Consider the following 17,557-nt stretch of genomic DNA (forward strand, 5'->3'; position numbering starts at 1 on the left):
CCGGGGCTCGTACGCTGGGCTGGTGAGCATCGATCCCGACCCCCGCGCGCCCGATGACTCCGCGCGGGCGCGCGCCGGGCGCGAGCACAGGTACGCCTGGCGGCGCCGGCTCGCGGAGCGGCCCGGTGTCGAGCTGGGCTACCGGATCCTGGTCGCGCTGGCCGGGATCGCGGTGCTGGCGCTCGGCATCGTCGCCATTCCCTACCCGGGGCCGGGCTGGGCCATCGTCTTCGCCGGGCTCGGTATCCTGGCCAGCGAATTCGCCTGGGCACAGCGTGTCCTCGCGTGGCTTCGCGAGCGGTACCGGCAATTCATGGCATGGTTCTCGGCGCGCGGGCCGCTGGTGCGCGCGCTCGCGGCGCTCGGCACCTTCCTGATCGTCGTCGCGACGCTCTGGGTGCTGGATACGTTCTCGCTGGTCGGCGGCTGGATCGGAGTGGAGTGGCCATGGTTGCGCAGTCCCCTGAAGTGACCGGGACCGTCGGGGGCGCCGCGCTGCGCGACCCCGCCTGGGTCACCGCGCGGATCACCGAGATGGGCCGGAGCTGGGGCACCGGCTCCTGTCGCGCCGCAGGCACGCTGTGGTGGTGCATGGTGGCATCGGCCCTGGTCCGGCCGGTGGTCGGGGCGTACGCGGCGCACGCGGCGGTGCCCGCCGTCGAGCTGGATCGGCTCAGCTGCCCGGTGCGCGCCGACGGCGGCATCGAGACGGTGGAGCTCGCCGCCGACCCCGCCGAGCCGAGGGCAGCGGCGCAGGCGCTGCGCGCCAGCCTGGCCTCGGTGATCGCCACCGTCGCCCAGGCGTCCGGCGCGGGCATCCCGGCGCTCTGGGCGGTGGTCGCCGACGCCATCGGCAACCGGGCGATCGACGCGGGCGCGCCCGGCGTCGCCGCGGCGCTCGCGCACGACGTCGGCGGCAAACTGCCCGCACCGCGGTTCCAGGAGGTCGGCGGCCGCACTTTCGTCAAGCGGATCTCCTGCTGCCTGGTCTTCGAGGCGCCAGGCTGCGAGATGTGCACGAGCTGCCCGAAGCGCCCCGCCGCCGACCGCGAGCGGCTGCTGACGGCACTGACCACCGGGAACTGACTCCTCGGCGGAACGTCGGCCGCGGTGTCCGTCGGCGCGTCCGCGCGGCGGTGCCGATAGCATGGCAGCGCCGGAGCACACGGGTGCCCGGTATCGACGCGGGATCCGCCCCGGGGGCGGGAAACACCCGTGCCCGACGACGCCGAGGAGAGCTCAGCCGTGACCATCTCAGCCCCGATCAGTCCTGCCACCCACGTCCGGGTGCCTGCCGGGACGACGGCGGGTGCCGCGGTGCGCGAGGCGGGGCTGCCGACCAAGGGCCCGGACACCATCGTGGTGGTGCGCGACGCCGAGGGGCTCAGGGATCTCTCCTGGGCTCCCGAGGCCGACGTCGAGGTGGAGGCGATCGCCGCGAACACCGAGGCCGGCCGCAGCGTGATCCGGCACTCCGCCGCGCACGTGCTGGCCCAGGCGGTGCAGCAGGAGTTCCCCGAGGCCAAGCTCGGCATCGGCCCGCCGATCAAGGACGGCTTCTACTACGACTTCCGGGTCGACCGGCCGTTCACCCCGGAGGATCTGGCCAAGCTGGAATCCCGGATGAAGAAGATCGTGAAGGGCGCCCAGCGCTTCGCCCGCCGCGTGGTCGACGTCGAGGATGCCAGGGTGGAGCTGGCGGGCGAGCCCTTCAAGCTGGAGCTCATCTCCGACAAGTCCGGCATCGACGACCCCGAGGTGATGGAGGTCGGCGGCAAGGAACTCACCATCTACGACAACCTCGACCCGCGCTCCGGCGAGCGGATCTGGGGCGACCTCTGCCGCGGCCCGCACATCCCCACCACCAAGTTCATCCCGGCCTTCAAGCTCACCCGCAGCTCCGCCGCGTACTGGCGCGGCGACCAGAGCCGCGAGGGGCTGCAGCGCATCTACGGCACCGCGTGGGAATCGCCGGAGGCGCTGGAGGAGCACCTGCACCTGCTGGCCGAGGCCGAGCGCCGCGATCACCGCAAGCTCGGGCTCGAACTCGACCTCTTCAGCTTCCCGGACGAACTCGGCTCCGGCCTGCCGGTCTTCCACCCGAAGGGCGGCATCATCCGCAAGGAGCTGGAGGAGTACTCGCGGGCGCGGCACGTGGCGGCGGGGTACGAGTTCGTGAACACCCCGCACATCACCAAGGGGCATCTCTTCGAGGTCTCCGGCCACCTGGACTGGTACCGGGACGGCATGTTCCCGGCCATGCAGCTGGACGCGGAGTACAACGAGGACGGCACCGTCCGCAAGCCCGGCCAGGACTACTACGTCAAGCCGATGAACTGCCCGATGCACAACCTGATCTTCCGCTCCCGCGGCCGCTCGTACCGCGAGCTCCCGCTGCGGCTCTTCGAGTTCGGCTCGGTGTACCGGTACGAGAAGTCCGGCGTGATCCACGGCCTCACCCGGGTGCGCGGCATGACCCAGGACGACGCGCACATCTACTGCACCAAGGAGCAGATGCACGCGGAGCTGACCAGCACCCTGCAGTTCGTGCTCGGGCTGCTCGCCGACTACGGCCTGGACGACTTCTACCTGGAGCTCTCCACCAAGGACCCGGTGAAGTTCGTCGGCTCGGACGAGATCTGGGAGGAGGCCACCGAGACTCTCGCCGAGGTCGCCGCGGCCTCCGGGCTGGATCTGGTGCCCGACCCGGGCGGCGCCGCCTTCTACGGCCCGAAGATCTCGGTGCAGGCCAGGGACGCGCTCGGCCGCACCTGGCAGATGTCCACCATCCAGCTCGACTTCAACCTGCCCGAGCGGTTCCAGCTGGAGTACACCGCCGCCGACGGCAGCAAGCAGCGCCCGGTGATGATCCACCGCGCGCTCTTCGGCTCGATCGAGCGGTTCTTCGGCGTGCTCACCGAGCACTACGCCGGCGCCTTCCCGGCCTGGCTGGCCCCGGTGCAGGTGGTCGGCATCCCGGTGGCGGAGGCCTTCGCCGGGCACCTGGACGCGGTGGTCGAGCGGCTGCGCGACGCCGGGGTCAGGGCCCAGGTGGACCGCACCGACGACCGCATGCAGAAGAAGATCTTCAACCACACCGCGCAGAAGGTGCCCTTCATGCTGCTCGCCGGTGAGCGCGATGTCACCGCGGGCGCGGTGAGCTTCCGCTTCCGCGACGGGAGCCAGGTGAACGGAGTCCCGGTGGACGACGCCGTCGCCACCGTCCTCGCCTGGATCGCAGGCCGGGAGAACGCCTCGCCGAGTGCGGACGGGTTCGAGGTCCGGAAGGCGGGAGCGTGAGCGAGTCAGGCCCGGAGGCGGGAGCGGAGCGTGGCCACGGAGGGCCCGCGCTCACGCCGGATGGGCAGAGCGTGAGCGCGTCAGGCCCGGAGGCGGGAGCGGAGCGTGGCCACGGAGGGCCCTCGCTCACGCCGGATGGGCAGAGCGTGAGCGCGTCAGGCCCGGAGGCGGGAGCGGAGCGTGGCCACGGAGGGCCCGCGCTCACGCCGGATGGGCAGAGCGTGAGCGCGTCAGGCCCGGAGGCGGGAGCGGAGCGTGGCCACGGAGGGCCCGCGCTCACGCCGGATGGGCAGAGCGTGAGCGAGTCAGGCCCGGAGGCGGGAGCGGAGCGTGGCCACGGAGGGCCCTCGCTCACGCCGGATGGGCAGAGCGTGAGCGAGTCAGGCCCGGAGGCGGGAGCGGAGCGTGGCCACGGAGGGCCCTCGCTCACGCCGGATGGGCAGAGCGTGAGCGAGGAGTTCGTCGTGCGCGGGGCGGGGGAGCCGGATCGGCTGCAGCGGCTGTGGACGCCCTACCGGATGTCCTACATCTCGGAGGCCGCCACCGCGGCGCCGAGGAACGGCTCGACCGGGCACCCCTTCACCGACATCCCGCTGATGACCGACGAGGACGGCCTCGTCATCGCGCGCGGCGAGCTGGTGTACGCCGTGCTCAACCTGTACCCGTACAACCCGGGACACCTCATGGTGGTGCCGTATCGCAGGGTCGCCAAGCTGGAGGATCTCACCGACGCGGAGGCCGCCGAGCTCATGGCCTTCACCCAGGAGGCGATCCGCACGGTCAAGCGGGTCTCCTCGCCGCACGGCTTCAATGTCGGGCTGAACCTGGGCGGGGTCGCGGGCGGCTCGCTCGCCGACCACCTGCACCAGCACGTCGTCCCGCGCTGGGGCGGCGACGCCAACTTCATCACCGTCATCGGCGGCGCCAAGGTGATGCCGCAGCTGCTGCGCGACACCAGGGCGCTGCTCGCCGACGCCTGGAAGAACCCGGCGCCCGCCGCGAAGGATGTCGAGTGAGGTGCTGAGCTTCTTCGGCCGCGCGACCTTCGCCAAGGCCACCGCCCCGCTGGGCCGCGCCCTGGTGCGCACCGGGCTCACCCCGGACGCGGTGACGCTGCTCGGGACCGCCGCCACCATCACCGCGGCGGTCACGCTCTTCCCGGCCGGTCACCTCTTCTGGGGCACCATGGTGATCTGGCTCTTCGTCATGTTCGACATGCTGGACGGCGCCATGGCCAGGGCCAGGGGCGGCGGCACCAGGTACGGCGCGGTACTCGACGCCACCTGCGACCGGGTCGCCGACGGCGCCATCTTCGGCGGGCTGGCCTGGTGGGCGGTGTTCCACGAGGACAGCAAGCTGCTGTTCGCCGCGACGCTGGTGGTGCTGGTGACCTCGCAGGTCATCTCCTACGCCAAGGCGCGCGCCGAGGCCAGCGGGCTCTCCGCCGACGGCGGGCTCATCGAGCGGCCGGACCGGCTCATCATCGTGCTGGTGGGCGCCGGGCTCACCGGGATCGGCGGGTACTGGGGCATCGAGTGGCTCACCTGGGCGGTGCACGTCGCCATGTGGATCCTCGCGGTGCTCAGCATCGTCACGGTCTTCCAGCGGGTGCTCGCGGTGCGCAACTCACCGGGCGCCCGCGACCTGCTCCCGCCTGCCGGTGCCGCCCCGGCGCAGGAAGCCGGATGAGCGCGCCCGCCGCGGGCGGCGCCCGCCTCGGGCGGTCCGCCGGGGCCGCGGGGTGCGGGCAGTGTCGCACCGCCGTCGACCGGAGCCTGCGCCGGTCCGGGCCGGGCGTCGGCACGCCCCCCGGCCGCCGGCGGCTCGGGAGTGCCGCATGAGTTTCGGCGAGCGCGCCTCCGCGCTCGGCTACGCGGCGGGCTGGCGCATCGTCCGGGCCCTGCCGGACGGGCTGGCGCGCAGCGCCTTCCGCATCGGCGCCGACCGCGGCGCCCGCGGCGGCGGCCCGGAACAACTGCGCCGCAATCTCGCCCGCGTCCTCGGCGTCCCCCCGGCCGAGGTCCCGGACGACCTGATCCGCGCCTCCGTCCGCTCCTACGCCCGCTACTGGCGCGAGGCGTTCCGGCTCCCCACCATGGACCACGCCGCCCTCGGCCGCTCCTCGCTGCTCCCGGTCGAGGGCCGGGAAAATCTGGACGCCGCCCTCGAGCGCGGCAGGGGCATGCTGCTCGTCCTCCCGCACACCGGCAACTGGGATATGGCCGGAGTCTGGCTGGTGCAGAACTACGGCCGCTTAAGCACCGTCATGGAGCGGCTGAAACCGGAATCCCTGTTCGAACGCTTCGTCGCCTACCGCGAGAGCCTCGGCTTCGAGATCTTCCCGCTCACCGGCGGCGAACAGCCCCCCTTCGCCACGCTCGCCGCCCGGCTCCGGGACAACGGCATCGTCTGCCTGCTCGGCGAGCGCGACCTCACCGGCCGCGGCGTCCCGGTCACCTTCTTCGGCGAGCGCACCTGGATGCCGGGCGGCCCGGCCGCGCTGGCCGTCGAGACCGGCGCCGTCCTGCTCCCGGTGCACCTCTGGTTCCGCGAGACCGCGGACGGCACCGAGGCGTGGGGGCTGCGCGTCGGCGCCGCCATCGACACCGCCGACGGCGTCGCCGCCGCCACCCAGGCCCTCGCCGACTCCTTCGCCGCAGGCATCGCCGAACACCCCGCGGACTGGCACATGCTGCAACCGCTCTGGGAAGGCGACCTCTCCGAGCGCAGGCGCGCGGCGATCGCGGCCGCGCAGGCGGACCGGCACCCCGGCGAGGCGGCCCGATGAGAATCGGCATGGTCTGCCCGTACTCCTTCGACGTGCCGGGCGGCGTGCAGGCGCACGTCGTCGAGCTGGCCCGGGTGCTGATCGAGCGCGGGCACCGGGTGAGCGTGCTCGCGCCCGCCGCCGAGGAGACCGAGCTGCCGGATTTCGTGGTCTCCGCGGGCCGCGCCGTCGCCATCCCGTACAACGGCTCGGTAGCCCGGCTCGCCTTCGGCCCCATGGCCTACACCCGGATCCGGCGCTGGATCGAGACCGGCGACTTCGATGTGCTGCACATCCACGAGCCGAACGCGCCAAGCCTCTCCATGCTGGCGCTCAAGATCGCCGAGGGGCCGATCGTGGCCACCTTCCACACCTCGACCACGAAATCCCTGGTCCTGAGCACGTTCCAGGGCGTGCTGCGGCCCTACCACGAGAAGATCACCGGCCGGATCGCGGTCTCCGAGCTGGCCCGGCGCTGGCAGGTCGAGGCACTCGGCTCGGACGCCGTCGAGATCCCGAACGGCGTCGACGTGGGGGCCTTCGCCCGCGCGCCGCTGCTGCCCGGCTACCCGCGCCCCGGCGGCACCGTGCTCTTCCTCGGCCGCTACGACGAGCCGCGCAAAGGTGTGGACGTGCTGCTCGCCGCGCTCCCCGCGCTGGTCGCCAGGCACCCGGACGTGCGAATCCTCGTGGTCGGCCGCGGCGACGAGGAGCGGCTGCGCCGGGTGGCGGGGCCGCACGCCGACCGGCTGCACTGCCTCGGCCAGGTCTCCGACGCCGAGAAGGCCGCCGCCATGCGCAGCGCCGACGTCTACGTGGCGCCCAACCTGGGCGGCGAGAGCTTCGGCATCATCCTCATCGAGGCCATGGCCGCGGGCACCGCCGTGGTCGCCAGCGAACTCGACGCCTTCCGCCGGGTGCTGCGCGACGGCGCCGCGGGGGTGCTCGTCCCCATCGGTGACGCCGCCGCGCTCGCCGCCGCGCTCGGCGACCTGCTCGCCGACGAGGATCGGCGCACTGCGCTGGTCCGGACCGCGAGCCGGGTGGTCGGGGAGTACGACTGGCCGGTGGTGGCCGAGCAGATCCTCCGGGTCTACGAGACCGTCACCGTCGGCGACGAGGGAGTGCGGGCCGCCGGATGATCACCTTCTCCGCCACCACGGTGCTGGTCCTCGCGATCATCGTCGCCGCGCTGGCCGCGCTGGCGCTGTGGGCCTACGCCACCGCCAACCGGCTGGATCGGCTGCACGTGCGCAACGACCAGTCCTGGGCCGCGCTGGAATCCGCGCTGGCCCGCAGGGCGGTGGTCGCGCGGGCGGTGGCGCTCGCCATCGCCGGCCCGGTCTCCGACCCCGCCGTCACCGAGCGGGCTCGCAGGCTCACCGCGCTCGCAGGCCGGGCCGAGCGCGCCGACCGCGGCGAGCGGGAGGCCGCGGAGAACCGGCTCGGCGCCGCGCTCGCCGCGGTCGACATCGAGCAGCTGCGCCCGCAGCTCATCTCCGAACTCGCCGACGCCGAGGCCAGGGTGCTCATCGCCCGCCGCTTCCACAACGACGCCGTGCGCGACACCCTCGCACTGCGCACCAGGCGCCCCGTGCGCTGGCTGCACCTCGGCGGCACCGCCCCGCTGCCCACCTACTTCGAGATCCCCGAGCGCACCACCCCTGCCGCGTCGACCGGGCTCGCCGTCGATACCAGCCGCACCTCCGCCCGCGTCGTGCTGCTCGACCACTCCGGCCGGGTGCTGCTCATGCGCGGCTCCGACCCGCGCACCCCGGAGACCGCGTTCTGGTTCACCATCGGCGGCGGCGTCGAACCGGGGGAGACGCTGCGCCAGGCCGCCGTGCGCGAACTGCACGAGGAGACCGGCCACATCGCCGACCCGGCCGCGCTGCGCGGCCCGATCTGGCGCCGGGTCGCCGTTTTCCCCTTCGACGGCGAGCTCATTCGCGCCGAGGAGCTCTTCTACGTGCTCCGGGTGCCCGCCTTCGAGCCCAGCCCCGCCTCGCTCACCTTCGTCGAGCGCCGCTCGATCTCCGGCAACAAGTGGTGCGCGCCGGACGACATCGTGGCACTGGACCGTTCCGGCGAGACCGTCTACCCGTACCAGTTGGACGAGTTGCTCGCCGAGGCCGCGGCGGTGGCCGATGGCGGCGACGAGCCCGAGGTGCGCTCGATCCGCTGAAACATACCTGTGATCTGCTGCACAATCGAGGGGCTGTGGGGTGCCCGGCTTCCAGGGTCGGGTACCTCTGAACGGACGCGCGTCATCGGGGGCGCGCAGAGGTGGAGGTAGCACATGTCGTATCTGCTTTTCGATTTCCTGACGCCGCTGATCGGCCCGGCCGCCGCGACGTATTGGGCCGAATTGCTGGTCGTCGCTCCGCTGTAACGGCCGTCACGATCGCGGCGGGGTTGCTGTAACTGTCGGTCCGGTACCAGACCAGTGGTGCCGGACTGGCTATCAAGTGGCCTGCCTGGCGCGCCTAGAATCGGAAACGTTCCCCGACCGATTGGCGCATATGACCCAGGAGTTTGCCGTGACCACCCCCGAATCCACCCCGACCACCGGTACCGCCCGCGTCAAGCGCGGCATGGCCGAGATGCTCAAGGGCGGGGTGATCATGGACGTCGTCACCCCCGACCAGGCGAAGATCGCCGAGGACGCGGGCGCCGTCGCGGTGATGGCGCTGGAGCGGGTCCCCGCCGACATCCGCGCCCAGGGCGGCGTCTCCCGGATGAGCGATCCCGACATGATCGACGGCATCATCGCCGCCGTCTCCATCCCGGTGATGGCCAAGGCCAGGATCGGGCACTTCGTGGAGGCGCAGATCCTGCAGAGCCTCGGCGTCGACTACATCGACGAGTCCGAGGTGCTCACCCCCGCCGACTACGCCAACCACATCGACAAGTGGAAGTTCACCGCTCCCTTCGTCTGCGGCGCCACCAACCTCGGCGAGGCGCTGCGCCGCATCACCGAGGGTGCGGCCATGATCCGCTCCAAGGGCGAGGCCGGTACCGGTGACGTCTCCAACGCCACCACCCACATGCGCAAGATCCGCCAGGAGCTGCGCAGGCTCTCTTCGCTTCCCGAGGACGAGCTCTTCGTCGCCGCCAAGGAGCTGCAGGCGCCGTACGAGCTGGTCCGCGAGGTCGCCGAGACCGGCAAGCTTCCCGTGGTGCTCTTCACCGCCGGTGGCATCGCCACCCCCGCCGACGCGGCCATGATGATGCAGCTCGGTGCCGAAGGTGTGTTCGTCGGGTCCGGGATCTTCAAGTCAGGGAACCCGGCGCAGCGGGCCGAGGCGATCGTCAAGGCGACCACGTTCTACGACGATCCCGATGTGCTGGCCAAGGTGTCGCGGGGGCTGGGCGAGGCCATGGTCGGCATCAACGTCGAGGAGATCCCCGAGCCCCACCGCCTCGCCGAGCGCGGCTGGTGATTTTCCCCGAAGGCTGATTTGCCGCGCGGCGAACTGCAGCGGGCGGGTGCGGCCCGCTGCCTCGCGCTGCCACATGAGGACGGCGCTTCGGGCTCAGTCCGCGATGCGGAGCGCGGGCTTGCCGGGGTGATCCCAGCGGACGGCGAAATCCGGCTCCTCCGGGTGCTCGGCGGCGTGCGCGAGCAGCGCGGGGATGGTCCAGCGCTGATCCTCCGGGGTGCGGCGGAGCAGGGCGGGCTCGGTCAGTACGAGGCGAACGGTGTGGTCGAAGGCGAGGCCGCGGCCGAGCAGCATGGGGCCGGACACGATGAGGACGGTGCCGGCCGAGGCGTCCCGGATGGCCGCACGCGCGGAGCGGTCGGCGGCCTCGTCCCAGAGCGCGGGGAGATAGCGGCCACGTTCGCGCAGGGCGCGCAGGACCTCGCGGTCCAGCGCCGCGTAGTCGAACCAGGCGTCGCGGTAGGAGCCGACGTCGTCGCGGCCGTACTCCAGCCGCAGGGAGGCGGGGCGCACGTAGCCGTGCAGTGGGACCGAGGCCGCGGCTCGGCCGACCTCGCGCAGATGCGAAACAACCTCGGCGGCAAGGGATTCCGGTTCGGCGGCGTCGGCGCCGTCCACCGCGACGACGGCGCGGCCCGCACGGGCGAGCACCCGCTCGGCGATCCGGGCGACGAGCTCACCGGGGCCGATCGGTTCGTAGCGAGGCACGGCTCCATCTCAGCAAACGCCCGCGTGGCAGGTCCGCCGGGTGCCGCCGACCCGGCCGACCGGCCGGGATACTCTCAGCGCATGGCGACAATCGAAGAGGCACTGGAGATCGAGCGGATCGAGCGGGACATCTTCCGCGGCGCCTCGGTCAAGACGCAGCTGCCGCGCACCTTCGGCGGTCAGGTCGCCGGGCAGGCGCTGGTCTCGGCGGTGCGCACGGTGGAGCCGCGGCACCAGGTGCACTCGCTGCACGGGTACTTCCTGCGGCCGGGGACCCCGGACCAGCCTACCGTGTACCAGGTCGAGCGGATCCGGGACGGCCGCTCGTTCTGCACCCGCCGGGTCACCGCGATCCAGGAGGGGCAGGCCATCTTCACCATGTCGGCCTCGTTCCACAGCGGCGACCAAGGGCCGACGCACCAGGACGTGATGTCCGACGTGCCGGGCCCGGACGAGCTGCCCGATGTCTCCACCATGCTGAGCGAAGAGAGCCTGTGGCTCATGCGCGAGTGGGAGCACTGGGACATCCGAATCGTGCCGCACGATTCGGTGGTGCCCAGGCCGGGCGTGGTCTCACAGCAGCAGGTGTGGTTCCGCTACCGGCACCCGCTGCCGGACGACCCGCTGCTGCACGTCTGCACGCTGGCCTACATGAGCGATATGACGCTGCTCGGCTCGTCCAAGGTGACGCACCAGGACGAGCCCACCCAGAATGCCTCGCTGGACCACGCCATGTGGTTCCTGCGCCCGTTCCGCGCCGACGACTGGCTGCTCTACGACCAGTCCTCGCCCTCGGCGGGGTTCGGCCGCGCGCTCACCGGCGGCAAGATCTTCGACCGGGAGGGCAGGCTGGTCGCCGCGGTGGTGCAGGAAGGACTCATCCGCACCCTCAGGGACCAGCCGTGACCGATCGGCCCGTGGTGGGGGTGCTCGCCCTGCAGGGCGATGTCCGCGAGCACATCGCCGCGCTGGAGAAGTGCGGTGCCACCCCGACCCTGGTGCGCCGCGCGTCCGAGCTCGCCGCGGTGGACGGCCTGGTGCTGCCCGGTGGCGAGTCGACCACCATCTCCAAGCTGCTGCGGGTCTTCGAGCTGCTGGAGCCGCTGCGCGCCCGGCTGCGCGCGGGGATGCCCGCCTTCGGCTCCTGCGCGGGCATGATCCTGCTCGCCTCCGAGGTGCTCGACACCAGGGCCGACGCCGAGCACCTGCACGGCATCGATATGACGGTGCGGCGCAATGCCTTCGGCCGCCAGGTCGATTCCTTCGAGGCCGATCTGGACTTCGCGGGGCTGGACGACGGGCCGATGCGCGCGGTCTTCATCCGGGCGCCCTGGGTGGAGCGGGCCGGGGCGGGCGTCGAGGTGCTCGCCACCGTGCCGCACGGCCCGGCCGCGGGGCGCATCGTGGCGGTCAGGCAGGGGCCGGTGGTCGCGACCTCGTTCCACCCGGAGGTGACCGGCGATCTCCGGGTGCACGAGCTGTTCGTGGGGCTGGTGCGCCGAGCGCGCGCCGATCTCGGGTGAGCGGCGCGTACGCTGGTGGAGTTTCCCGGCCGACGGCCGCGCCGCCCCGGCCTCGGGGCGCCCCGTTTCCGGCCGCCGGTAACGTACACACGTCCACCGTGTCACCGACTCGAAGGAAGTAGGGAATGAGCGGCCACTCCAAATGGGCCACCACCAAGCACAAGAAGGCCGCGATCGATGCCAAGCGGGGCAAGCTCTTCGCGAAGCTGATCAAGAACATCGAGGTGGCGGCCCGGCAGGGTGGTGGTGACCCCGAAGGCAACCCGACGCTCTTCGACGCCATTCAGAAGGCGAAGAAGTCGTCGGTGCCCAACGACAATATCGAGCGGGCGCGCAAGCGCGGCGGCGGCGAGGAGGCCGGCGGCGCCGACTGGCAGACCATCATGTACGAGGGGTACGGCCCGAACGGCGTCGCGGTGCTCATCGAGTGCCTCACCGACAACCGCAACCGCGCCGCTGGCGAGGTCCGGGTCGCCATGACCCGCAACGGCGGGAACATGGCCGACCCGGGGTCGGTGGCGTACCTGTTCCACCGCAAGGGCGTCGTCACCCTGGAGAAGAACGAGCTCTCCGAGGACGACGTGCTCACCGCCGTGCTGGACGCGGGCGCCGAGGAGGTCAACGACCTCGGCGATACCTTCGAGGTGATCAGCGAGCCCGGCGACCTGATCGCCGTGCGCACCGCGCTGCAGAGCAGCGGCATCGACTACGACTCCGCGGAGTCCGGGTTCCAGCCCTCGGTCTCGGTCGCGGTCGACGCCGACGGCGCGCGCAAGGTGATCAAGCTGGTGGACGCGCTGGAGGACAGCGACGACGTGCAGAACGTCTACACCAATGCCGACATCTCCGACGAGGTGCTCGCCGAGCTGGACGCCTGACTCAGCCCAGCCGCTGGAAGTACTCCTGCTGCGCCGGGAAGTAGTCGGCGAAATCGGGGCGGCTCGCGCCGGAGCGGGCCGCCCCGAGCAGGTCCAGGTAGTACTCCCAGCCGGGGCCGACCATGCCCGGGTCGGCGTCGTCGTCCAGGTGGTGGATCAACGCCAGTTCGGTGCCCTCGCCGGTGGCGGTGAGCACCACCTCGAGGTGCCAGGAGCCCGCCTCGTCGACCGCGCGCAGCTCCAGCCGCCGGGGCGGCTCGCAGGTCTCGATGAGCATGTCCATCCAGGGCTCGCCCTCCTCGAACACCATCCGCACCCGGATGGCGCCGCCCGGCTCGCCCTCCCACGGCCCGAACCACCGCGCGGTGCGCTCGGACTCGGTGAGGTCGGCCCAGACCTCCTCGGGTGGCGCGGCGTAGCGCCGGGTGAGCACCAGATCGCGGCCGGTGGCGGTGCGGTGCAGGGTGCCGGTGGGTTCGGGAGCCACGGTGTTCCTCCGTTCGGAGCGGGTCGGTTTCGCCCGATTGTGCACCGCGGGTCCGACAGACCGCCCGGGCCACTCTGGCGCGCGCGGGGGTGACGGCCCACACGGGCCACCCTGGCGCGCGGGCGCCACGCCGCCGCCGACCGCGAGCGGGCGCGGGGCGCAGCCCCGCATTCCCACCCTTGCTACCGTGTCGCCCGGCGGCGGAAACGACCGCGTGAGCTAAACTCTCGAACAATTGTTCGCCCGGAGGGAGGGAGCGTCGGTGCGGGTGATGGGCGTCGACCCCGGGCTCACCCGGTGCGGCCTCAGCGTGGTGCAGGGCGGCCGTGGCCGCACCGTCACCGCGCTGGACGTGGATGTGGTGCGCACCCCGCCCGAGCTCGACCTGGCCAACCGGCTGCTCCTGGTCGCCGACGCGGCGGAGGAGTGGATGGACACGCACCGCCCGGAGGCGGTCGCGGTCGAGCGGGTCTTCGCCCAGCACAATGTGCGCACCGCCATGGGCACCGCGCAGGCGGGCGGGGTGATCGCGCTGGCCGCCGCGCGCCGCGGCATCCCGGTCGCCTTCCACACCCCGAGCGAGGTGAAGGCCGCGGTCACCGGCAATGGCGCCGCGGACAAAGCCCAGGTCACCGCCATGGTCACCCGGATACTCGGGCTCCAGGTGGCGCCGAAACCGGCCGATGCCGCGGACGCGCTGGCGCTGGCCATCTGCCACTGCTGGCGGGCCCCGCTGCTGGAGCGGATGGCGAAGGCCGAGCGGGCCGCCGCCGAGGCGCAGCGCAAGTACAAGGCCAGGCTGGCCGAGCAACGGAAGGCGGTGCGGCCGTGATCGCGTCGGTGCGCGGCGAGGTACTGGAGATCGCGCTGGACCATGTGGTCATCGAGGCCGCAGGCGTCGGCTACCGGCTCAGCGCCACCCCGGCCACGCTCGCCGGGCTCAGCCGCGGTGAGCAGGCCAGGCTCTACACCGCCATGATCGTCCGCGAGGACTCCATGACGCTGTTCGGCTTCGCCGACACCGAGGCGCGCGAACTCTTCGGCCTGCTGCAGACGGTGAACGGCGTCGGCCCGCGCCTCGCCATGGCCGTGCTCGCGGTGCTGGAGCCGGAGGCGCTGCGCAAGGCGCTCGCCGAGGGCAACCTGACCACGCTCACCCGGGTGCCCGGCATCGGCAAGCGCGGCGCCGAGCGCATGATCGTCGAGCTGCGGGACAAGGTGGACGCCGTCCCGGTGCAGTCCGGCGGCCCGGCCGCGGTCGCCGCCGGCCCGGTCCGCGACCAGGTGATCGAGGCGCTCACCGGCCTCGGCTTCCCGGCCAGGCAGGCCGAGCCCGCGGTCGACACCGTGCTCGCCGAGCAGCCGGGCGCGGGCACCTCGGCGGTGCTGCGCGCCGCGCTCGGGCTGCTCGGCAGGAACCGATAGCCGATGGACGACCCGGATTTCGCCGACGACGGCTCCCCGATCGCTGCGGCCGCGCAGCCGTCCGACGGTGAGCTCGATGGGCTGCGGCCGCGCTCGCTGGACGAGTTCATCGGCCAGCCCCGGGTCCGGGAGCAGCTGGCGCTGGTGCTGCGCGGCGCCAAGCAGCGCGGCGGCACCCCGGACCACGTGCTGCTCTCCGGCCCGCCGGGGCTCGGCAAGACCAGCATGGCCATGATCATCGCCGCCGAGCTCGGCACCGCACTGCGGGTCACCTCCGGCCCCGCGCTGGAGCGCGCGGGCGATCTCGCCGCCATGCTGAGCAACCTGGTCGACGGCGACGTGCTCTTCATCGACGAGATCCACCGCATCGCCCGCCCGGCCGAGGAGATGCTGTACCTCGCCATGGAGGACTTCCGGGTCGACGTGGTGGTCGGCAAGGGGCCCGGGGCCACCTCCATCCCGCTCGACATCGCGCCCTTCACCCTGGTCGGCGCCACCACCCGCTCCGGCTCGCTGACCGGGCCGCTGCGCGACCGGTTCGGCTTCACCGGCCACATGGATTTCTACGACCCCGAGGAGCTGCTGCGCATCCTGTTGCGCTCGGCCCGGATCCTCGGCGTCACCATCGAGCCGGACGCCGCCGCCGAGATCGCAGGCCGCTCCCGCGGCACGCCGCGGATCGCCAACCGGCTGCTGCGCCGGGTCCGCGATTACGCCGAGGTGCGCGCCGACGGCCACGTCACGCTGGCGATCGCCCGCGCCGCGCTGGAGGTGTACGACGTGGACGGCCTCGGCCTGGACCGGCTGGACCGCGCGGTGCTCGGTGCGCTGGTGCGCGGTTTCCACGGCGGGCCGGTCGGCGTCTCCACGCTGGCCGTCGCGGTGGGGGAGGAGGCCACCACCGTCGAGGAGGTGTGCGAGCCGTTCCTGGTGCGCGCCGGGCTGGTGGCCCGCACCCCGCGCGGCCGGGTCGCGACCACCGCGGCCTGGGAGCACCTGGGGCTGGTGCCGCCCGCGGGCTCGTTCTCCGGCGCGCTGGAGGTGCGCGCGCACGAGGCCCAGCAGGCGCTCGACCTCTTCGACTGAGCACCGCTCGGCGCGCGCGGTTAGAGTCGGTCGAATGACGGTCGTCCAGTCCGTGCTCGGTCGCATTCCGGAACCGCACCGCAGCACCGTGATCCGCCACCGCGAGCTGCTGAAATTCGCTGTCGTCGGCGCGATCACGTGGTTCATCGACACCGGCGTCGTCTACGCCGTGAAGCTCACCGTGCTCGGCGAGAAGCCGCTCACCGCGCGGCTGCTCGGGGTGCTGATCGCGACCATCGCCTCCTACATCCTGAACCGCGAGTGGTCTTTCCGGACCAGGGGCGGCAGGCAGCGGCACCACGAGGCGGCGCTCTTCTTCGCGGTCAGCGCGCTCGGCATCGGGGTCACCATGATCCCGCAGGCGATCTCGCTCTACGTGCTCGACCTGCGGGTGCCGTTCGTCGGCCCGGTCACGCAGGCGGTGGCGAATTTCGTCAGCGGGCAGATCCTCGGCGTGCTGCTCGCCATGGCCTTCCGCTTCTGGGCCTTCCGCCGCTTCGTCTTCCCGGACGACCTGCACGAGCCGCGGCCGAGCGCGGCCGAACTCTAACGCTGCTCCAGCGCGGTCACCACGAGGTCGAGGAAGGCGTCGACCTCCTCGCGGCTGTAGCCGCGGGTGCCGAGCCTGGCGCCGGTGAACCGCACCTCGCGCACGTCGGCGGCGGTCAGGTTGCCCGGCCCCGCGTGCGCGAGGGTGGCGGCGACCAGGTCGAGGAAGGCGTCCACCTCCTCCTCGCCGTAGCCGCGGCGGTCGATCCCGGCCGAGGTGAAGCGCACCCGGTGCACGTCGTCCGGGGTGAGGATGGCGGCGCCCGCGCCGCTGTGCGCGCGCTGCTCCGGCGCCGGGTGCCCGCCGTTCTGCCTGGACTCCAGCTCCAGCCGGATCCGGTCCAGGAATTCGTCGACCTGGTCGGTCTGGTAGCCGCGGCCGCCGAAGCGCGGCACCGGAAAGGTCACCCGGCGCACGTCGTCGGCGGTGAGCGCGCCCGCGCCGGCCAGGGTCTCGGCCACCGACCGCAGGAAGTCGTCCACGCGGTCGGCGTGGTAGCCGCGCTGCCCGAGCGGCGGCCGGTCGAAGTGCGCGCGGCCGACCTCGTCCGGGGTCATCCGCGGCGGAGCGGGGGCGCGTCCTGCCAACACCTGCGACTTCCTGATCGACCGATGCATTCCGAACAACGTGTGAAACCCCCGCGAGAGTGGTGGACCCCGGAACACGATACCGAGGCGGCGGCTCCCGCGGTCCTGGTTCAGCCGCCCTCGCCCTCGCCGTCCCGGCGCACGCCGTCCACCAGCAGCCGCCGGATCGCCTCGGCGAGCCCGCGCACATCGCCCTCCGGGTCGCGCAGCCCGTGCAGCACCGCCGCGAGCAGCATGCCGGTGACCGCCTTCGCGGTGCTCCCGGTGTCCAGGCCGGCGCGCAGGTAACCCCGGTCGACACCGTGCTCGAGGTAGGCGGCGGTGAGCGCGTCGGCGGTGTCGAGCAGGCCGTACAGCCGGGCGGTGAGCTCGTCGTCGATGCCGGTGGCGTGGAAGAGCAGCAGCTGCGCGACCCGGCGGTCCTGCACCAGGATCACGGTCAGCGCGGCGCCGATCCGCTCGATCTGGGCCCGGTAGTCGTCCAGCGTCTCGGCCGCGTCCGGGGAGTTCTCGGTGGCCAGCGCGGTGACGATGCGCTCGGCGAGGTCGTCGATGACGTGGTCGATGATCTCCCGCTTGTTGCTGAAGTAGCGGTAGAAGGTGCCGTGGCCGATGCCGAGCTCGGTGGCGATATCGGCGATCCCGGTCGCGTGGTAGCCCTTCTCGGCGAAGCAGACGAACGCGGTGTCGATGATGTCGCGGCGCAGCTCCGCCTTGCGGCGGTCGGCTCGCGTCGATGGCTTCGTCACCCCGCCGATGATACGGTCGGCGGGAAGCGGAATGACATGTCATTCCGTGACAGA

Annotated in this window: 20 protein-coding genes; 16 read left to right on the top strand and 4 right to left on the bottom strand. The window is 72.6% G+C overall.

Translation table 11 applies throughout. The annotated features are described in order from the left end of the window. Positions 1-28: 28 nt before the first annotated feature. The 9 genes from NH2_RS20480 (at position 29) to pdxS (ending at position 9,510) form a co-directional block, all read left to right on the top strand. Positions 29-472: a TIGR02611 family protein gene (locus NH2_RS20480; RefSeq protein ID WP_174552856.1), complete on the top strand. Its 444-nt coding sequence runs from the start codon at positions 29-31 to the stop codon at positions 470-472. Continuing rightward, on the top strand, positions 448-1,086 hold the full coding sequence (locus tag NH2_RS20485; protein ID WP_067656844.1) for a (2Fe-2S)-binding protein: 639 nt from the start codon (positions 448-450) through the stop codon (positions 1,084-1,086). Before NH2_RS20480 ends, NH2_RS20485 begins: the two co-directional genes overlap by 25 nt. A 159-nt stretch (positions 1,087-1,245) precedes the next feature. Further along, positions 1,246-3,300 carry a threonine--tRNA ligase gene (gene thrS / locus NH2_RS20490; RefSeq protein ID WP_067656847.1) on the top strand — a complete coding sequence of 685 codons (2,055 nt, stop codon included), beginning with the start codon at positions 1,246-1,248 and terminating at the stop codon, positions 3,298-3,300. Between the two features lie 446 nt (positions 3,301-3,746). After that, positions 3,747-4,316 (top strand): ATP adenylyltransferase, encoded by a 570-nt coding sequence (locus tag NH2_RS20495; protein WP_067656633.1) that lies wholly within the window; start codon positions 3,747-3,749, stop codon positions 4,314-4,316. Between the two features lies 1 nt (position 4,317). After that, a complete protein-coding gene (pgsA, locus tag NH2_RS20500) occupies positions 4,318-4,989 on the top strand; it encodes a phosphatidylinositol phosphate synthase (RefSeq protein ID WP_067656637.1) in 672 nt (223 codons plus the stop codon). A 148-nt stretch (positions 4,990-5,137) separates the two neighbouring features. Further along, on the top strand, positions 5,138-6,088 hold the full coding sequence (locus NH2_RS20505; protein WP_067656640.1) for a phosphatidylinositol mannoside acyltransferase: 951 nt from the start codon (positions 5,138-5,140) through the stop codon (positions 6,086-6,088). Then, positions 6,085-7,209 carry a glycosyltransferase family 4 protein gene (locus NH2_RS20510; RefSeq protein WP_067656643.1) on the top strand — a complete coding sequence of 375 codons (1,125 nt, stop codon included), beginning with the start codon at positions 6,085-6,087 and terminating at the stop codon, positions 7,207-7,209. The genes NH2_RS20505 and NH2_RS20510 overlap by 4 nt, the downstream gene beginning before the upstream one ends. Further along, positions 7,209-8,252: an NUDIX hydrolase gene (locus tag NH2_RS20515; RefSeq protein WP_067656850.1), complete on the top strand. Its 1,044-nt coding sequence runs from the start codon at positions 7,209-7,211 to the stop codon at positions 8,250-8,252. Before NH2_RS20510 ends, NH2_RS20515 begins: the two co-directional genes overlap by 1 nt. Positions 8,253-8,607: 355 nt before the next feature. After that, positions 8,608-9,510: a pyridoxal 5'-phosphate synthase lyase subunit PdxS gene (gene pdxS / locus NH2_RS20520; RefSeq protein WP_281202047.1), complete on the top strand. Its 903-nt coding sequence runs from the start codon at positions 8,608-8,610 to the stop codon at positions 9,508-9,510. 93 nt (positions 9,511-9,603) lie between these two features. On the opposite strand, the gene NH2_RS20525 is transcribed toward pdxS, so the two are convergent. Further along, on the bottom strand, positions 9,604-10,218 hold the full coding sequence (locus tag NH2_RS20525) for a nucleoside/nucleotide kinase family protein (protein WP_067656649.1): 615 nt from the start codon (positions 10,216-10,218) through the stop codon (positions 9,604-9,606). 81 nt (positions 10,219-10,299) lie between these two features. Between NH2_RS20525 and NH2_RS20530 the strand changes: the two genes are divergently transcribed. From NH2_RS20530 to NH2_RS20540, 3 genes are all read left to right on the top strand, one after another. Continuing rightward, the gene (locus tag NH2_RS20530) at positions 10,300-11,124 is read left to right on the top strand and encodes an acyl-CoA thioesterase (RefSeq protein WP_067656652.1); all 825 of its coding nucleotides are present in this window, start codon (positions 10,300-10,302) and stop codon (positions 11,122-11,124) included. Then, positions 11,121-11,741 (top strand): pyridoxal 5'-phosphate synthase glutaminase subunit PdxT, encoded by a 621-nt coding sequence (pdxT, locus tag NH2_RS20535; RefSeq protein ID WP_067656655.1) that lies wholly within the window; start codon positions 11,121-11,123, stop codon positions 11,739-11,741. Before NH2_RS20530 ends, pdxT begins: the two co-directional genes overlap by 4 nt. A 125-nt stretch (positions 11,742-11,866) precedes the next feature. Then, positions 11,867-12,619, top strand: a complete 753-nt coding sequence (locus tag NH2_RS20540; RefSeq protein ID WP_067656658.1) for a YebC/PmpR family DNA-binding transcriptional regulator — start codon at positions 11,867-11,869, stop codon at positions 12,617-12,619. Between the two features lies 1 nt (position 12,620). Here the strand turns inward: NH2_RS20540 and NH2_RS20545 are convergent, their stop codons facing one another. Next, positions 12,621-13,106 (bottom strand): SRPBCC family protein, encoded by a 486-nt coding sequence (locus tag NH2_RS20545; protein WP_067656661.1) that lies wholly within the window; start codon positions 13,104-13,106, stop codon positions 12,621-12,623. Positions 13,107-13,368: 262 nt separating this feature from the next. Between NH2_RS20545 and ruvC the strand changes: the two genes are divergently transcribed. From ruvC to NH2_RS20565, 4 genes are read left to right on the top strand one after another with little or no spacing between them, the layout of a single operon-like run. Continuing rightward, entirely contained in the window at positions 13,369-13,938 is a 570-nt protein-coding gene (gene ruvC / locus NH2_RS20550; protein WP_067656664.1) for a crossover junction endodeoxyribonuclease RuvC, read from the top strand. Next, positions 13,935-14,531 carry a Holliday junction branch migration protein RuvA gene (gene ruvA / locus NH2_RS20555; protein WP_067656667.1) on the top strand — a complete coding sequence of 199 codons (597 nt, stop codon included), beginning with the start codon at positions 13,935-13,937 and terminating at the stop codon, positions 14,529-14,531. Before ruvC ends, ruvA begins: the two co-directional genes overlap by 4 nt. Before the next feature lie 3 nt (positions 14,532-14,534). Beyond that, the gene (ruvB, locus tag NH2_RS20560; RefSeq protein ID WP_067656670.1) at positions 14,535-15,617 is read left to right on the top strand and encodes a Holliday junction branch migration DNA helicase RuvB; all 1,083 of its coding nucleotides are present in this window, start codon (positions 14,535-14,537) and stop codon (positions 15,615-15,617) included. Between the two features lie 34 nt (positions 15,618-15,651). Next, complete coding sequence (locus NH2_RS20565; protein WP_067656675.1) at positions 15,652-16,167, top strand: GtrA family protein; 516 nt, start codon at positions 15,652-15,654, stop codon at positions 16,165-16,167. On the opposite strand, the gene NH2_RS30215 is transcribed toward NH2_RS20565, so the two are convergent. Next, on the bottom strand, positions 16,164-16,757 hold the full coding sequence (locus tag NH2_RS30215; RefSeq protein WP_281202048.1) for a DivIVA domain-containing protein: 594 nt from the start codon (positions 16,755-16,757) through the stop codon (positions 16,164-16,166). The genes NH2_RS20565 and NH2_RS30215 overlap by 4 nt on opposite strands. 107 nt (positions 16,758-16,864) lie before the next feature. Further along, entirely contained in the window at positions 16,865-17,503 is a 639-nt protein-coding gene (locus NH2_RS20575) for a TetR/AcrR family transcriptional regulator (RefSeq protein ID WP_067656681.1), read from the bottom strand. Positions 17,504-17,557 lie beyond the last annotated feature (54 nt).

The organism is Nocardia harenae NBRC 108248, assembly GCF_001612885.1.
GTDB classification, from domain to species: Bacteria; Actinomycetota; Actinomycetes; order Mycobacteriales; family Mycobacteriaceae; genus Nocardia; species Nocardia harenae.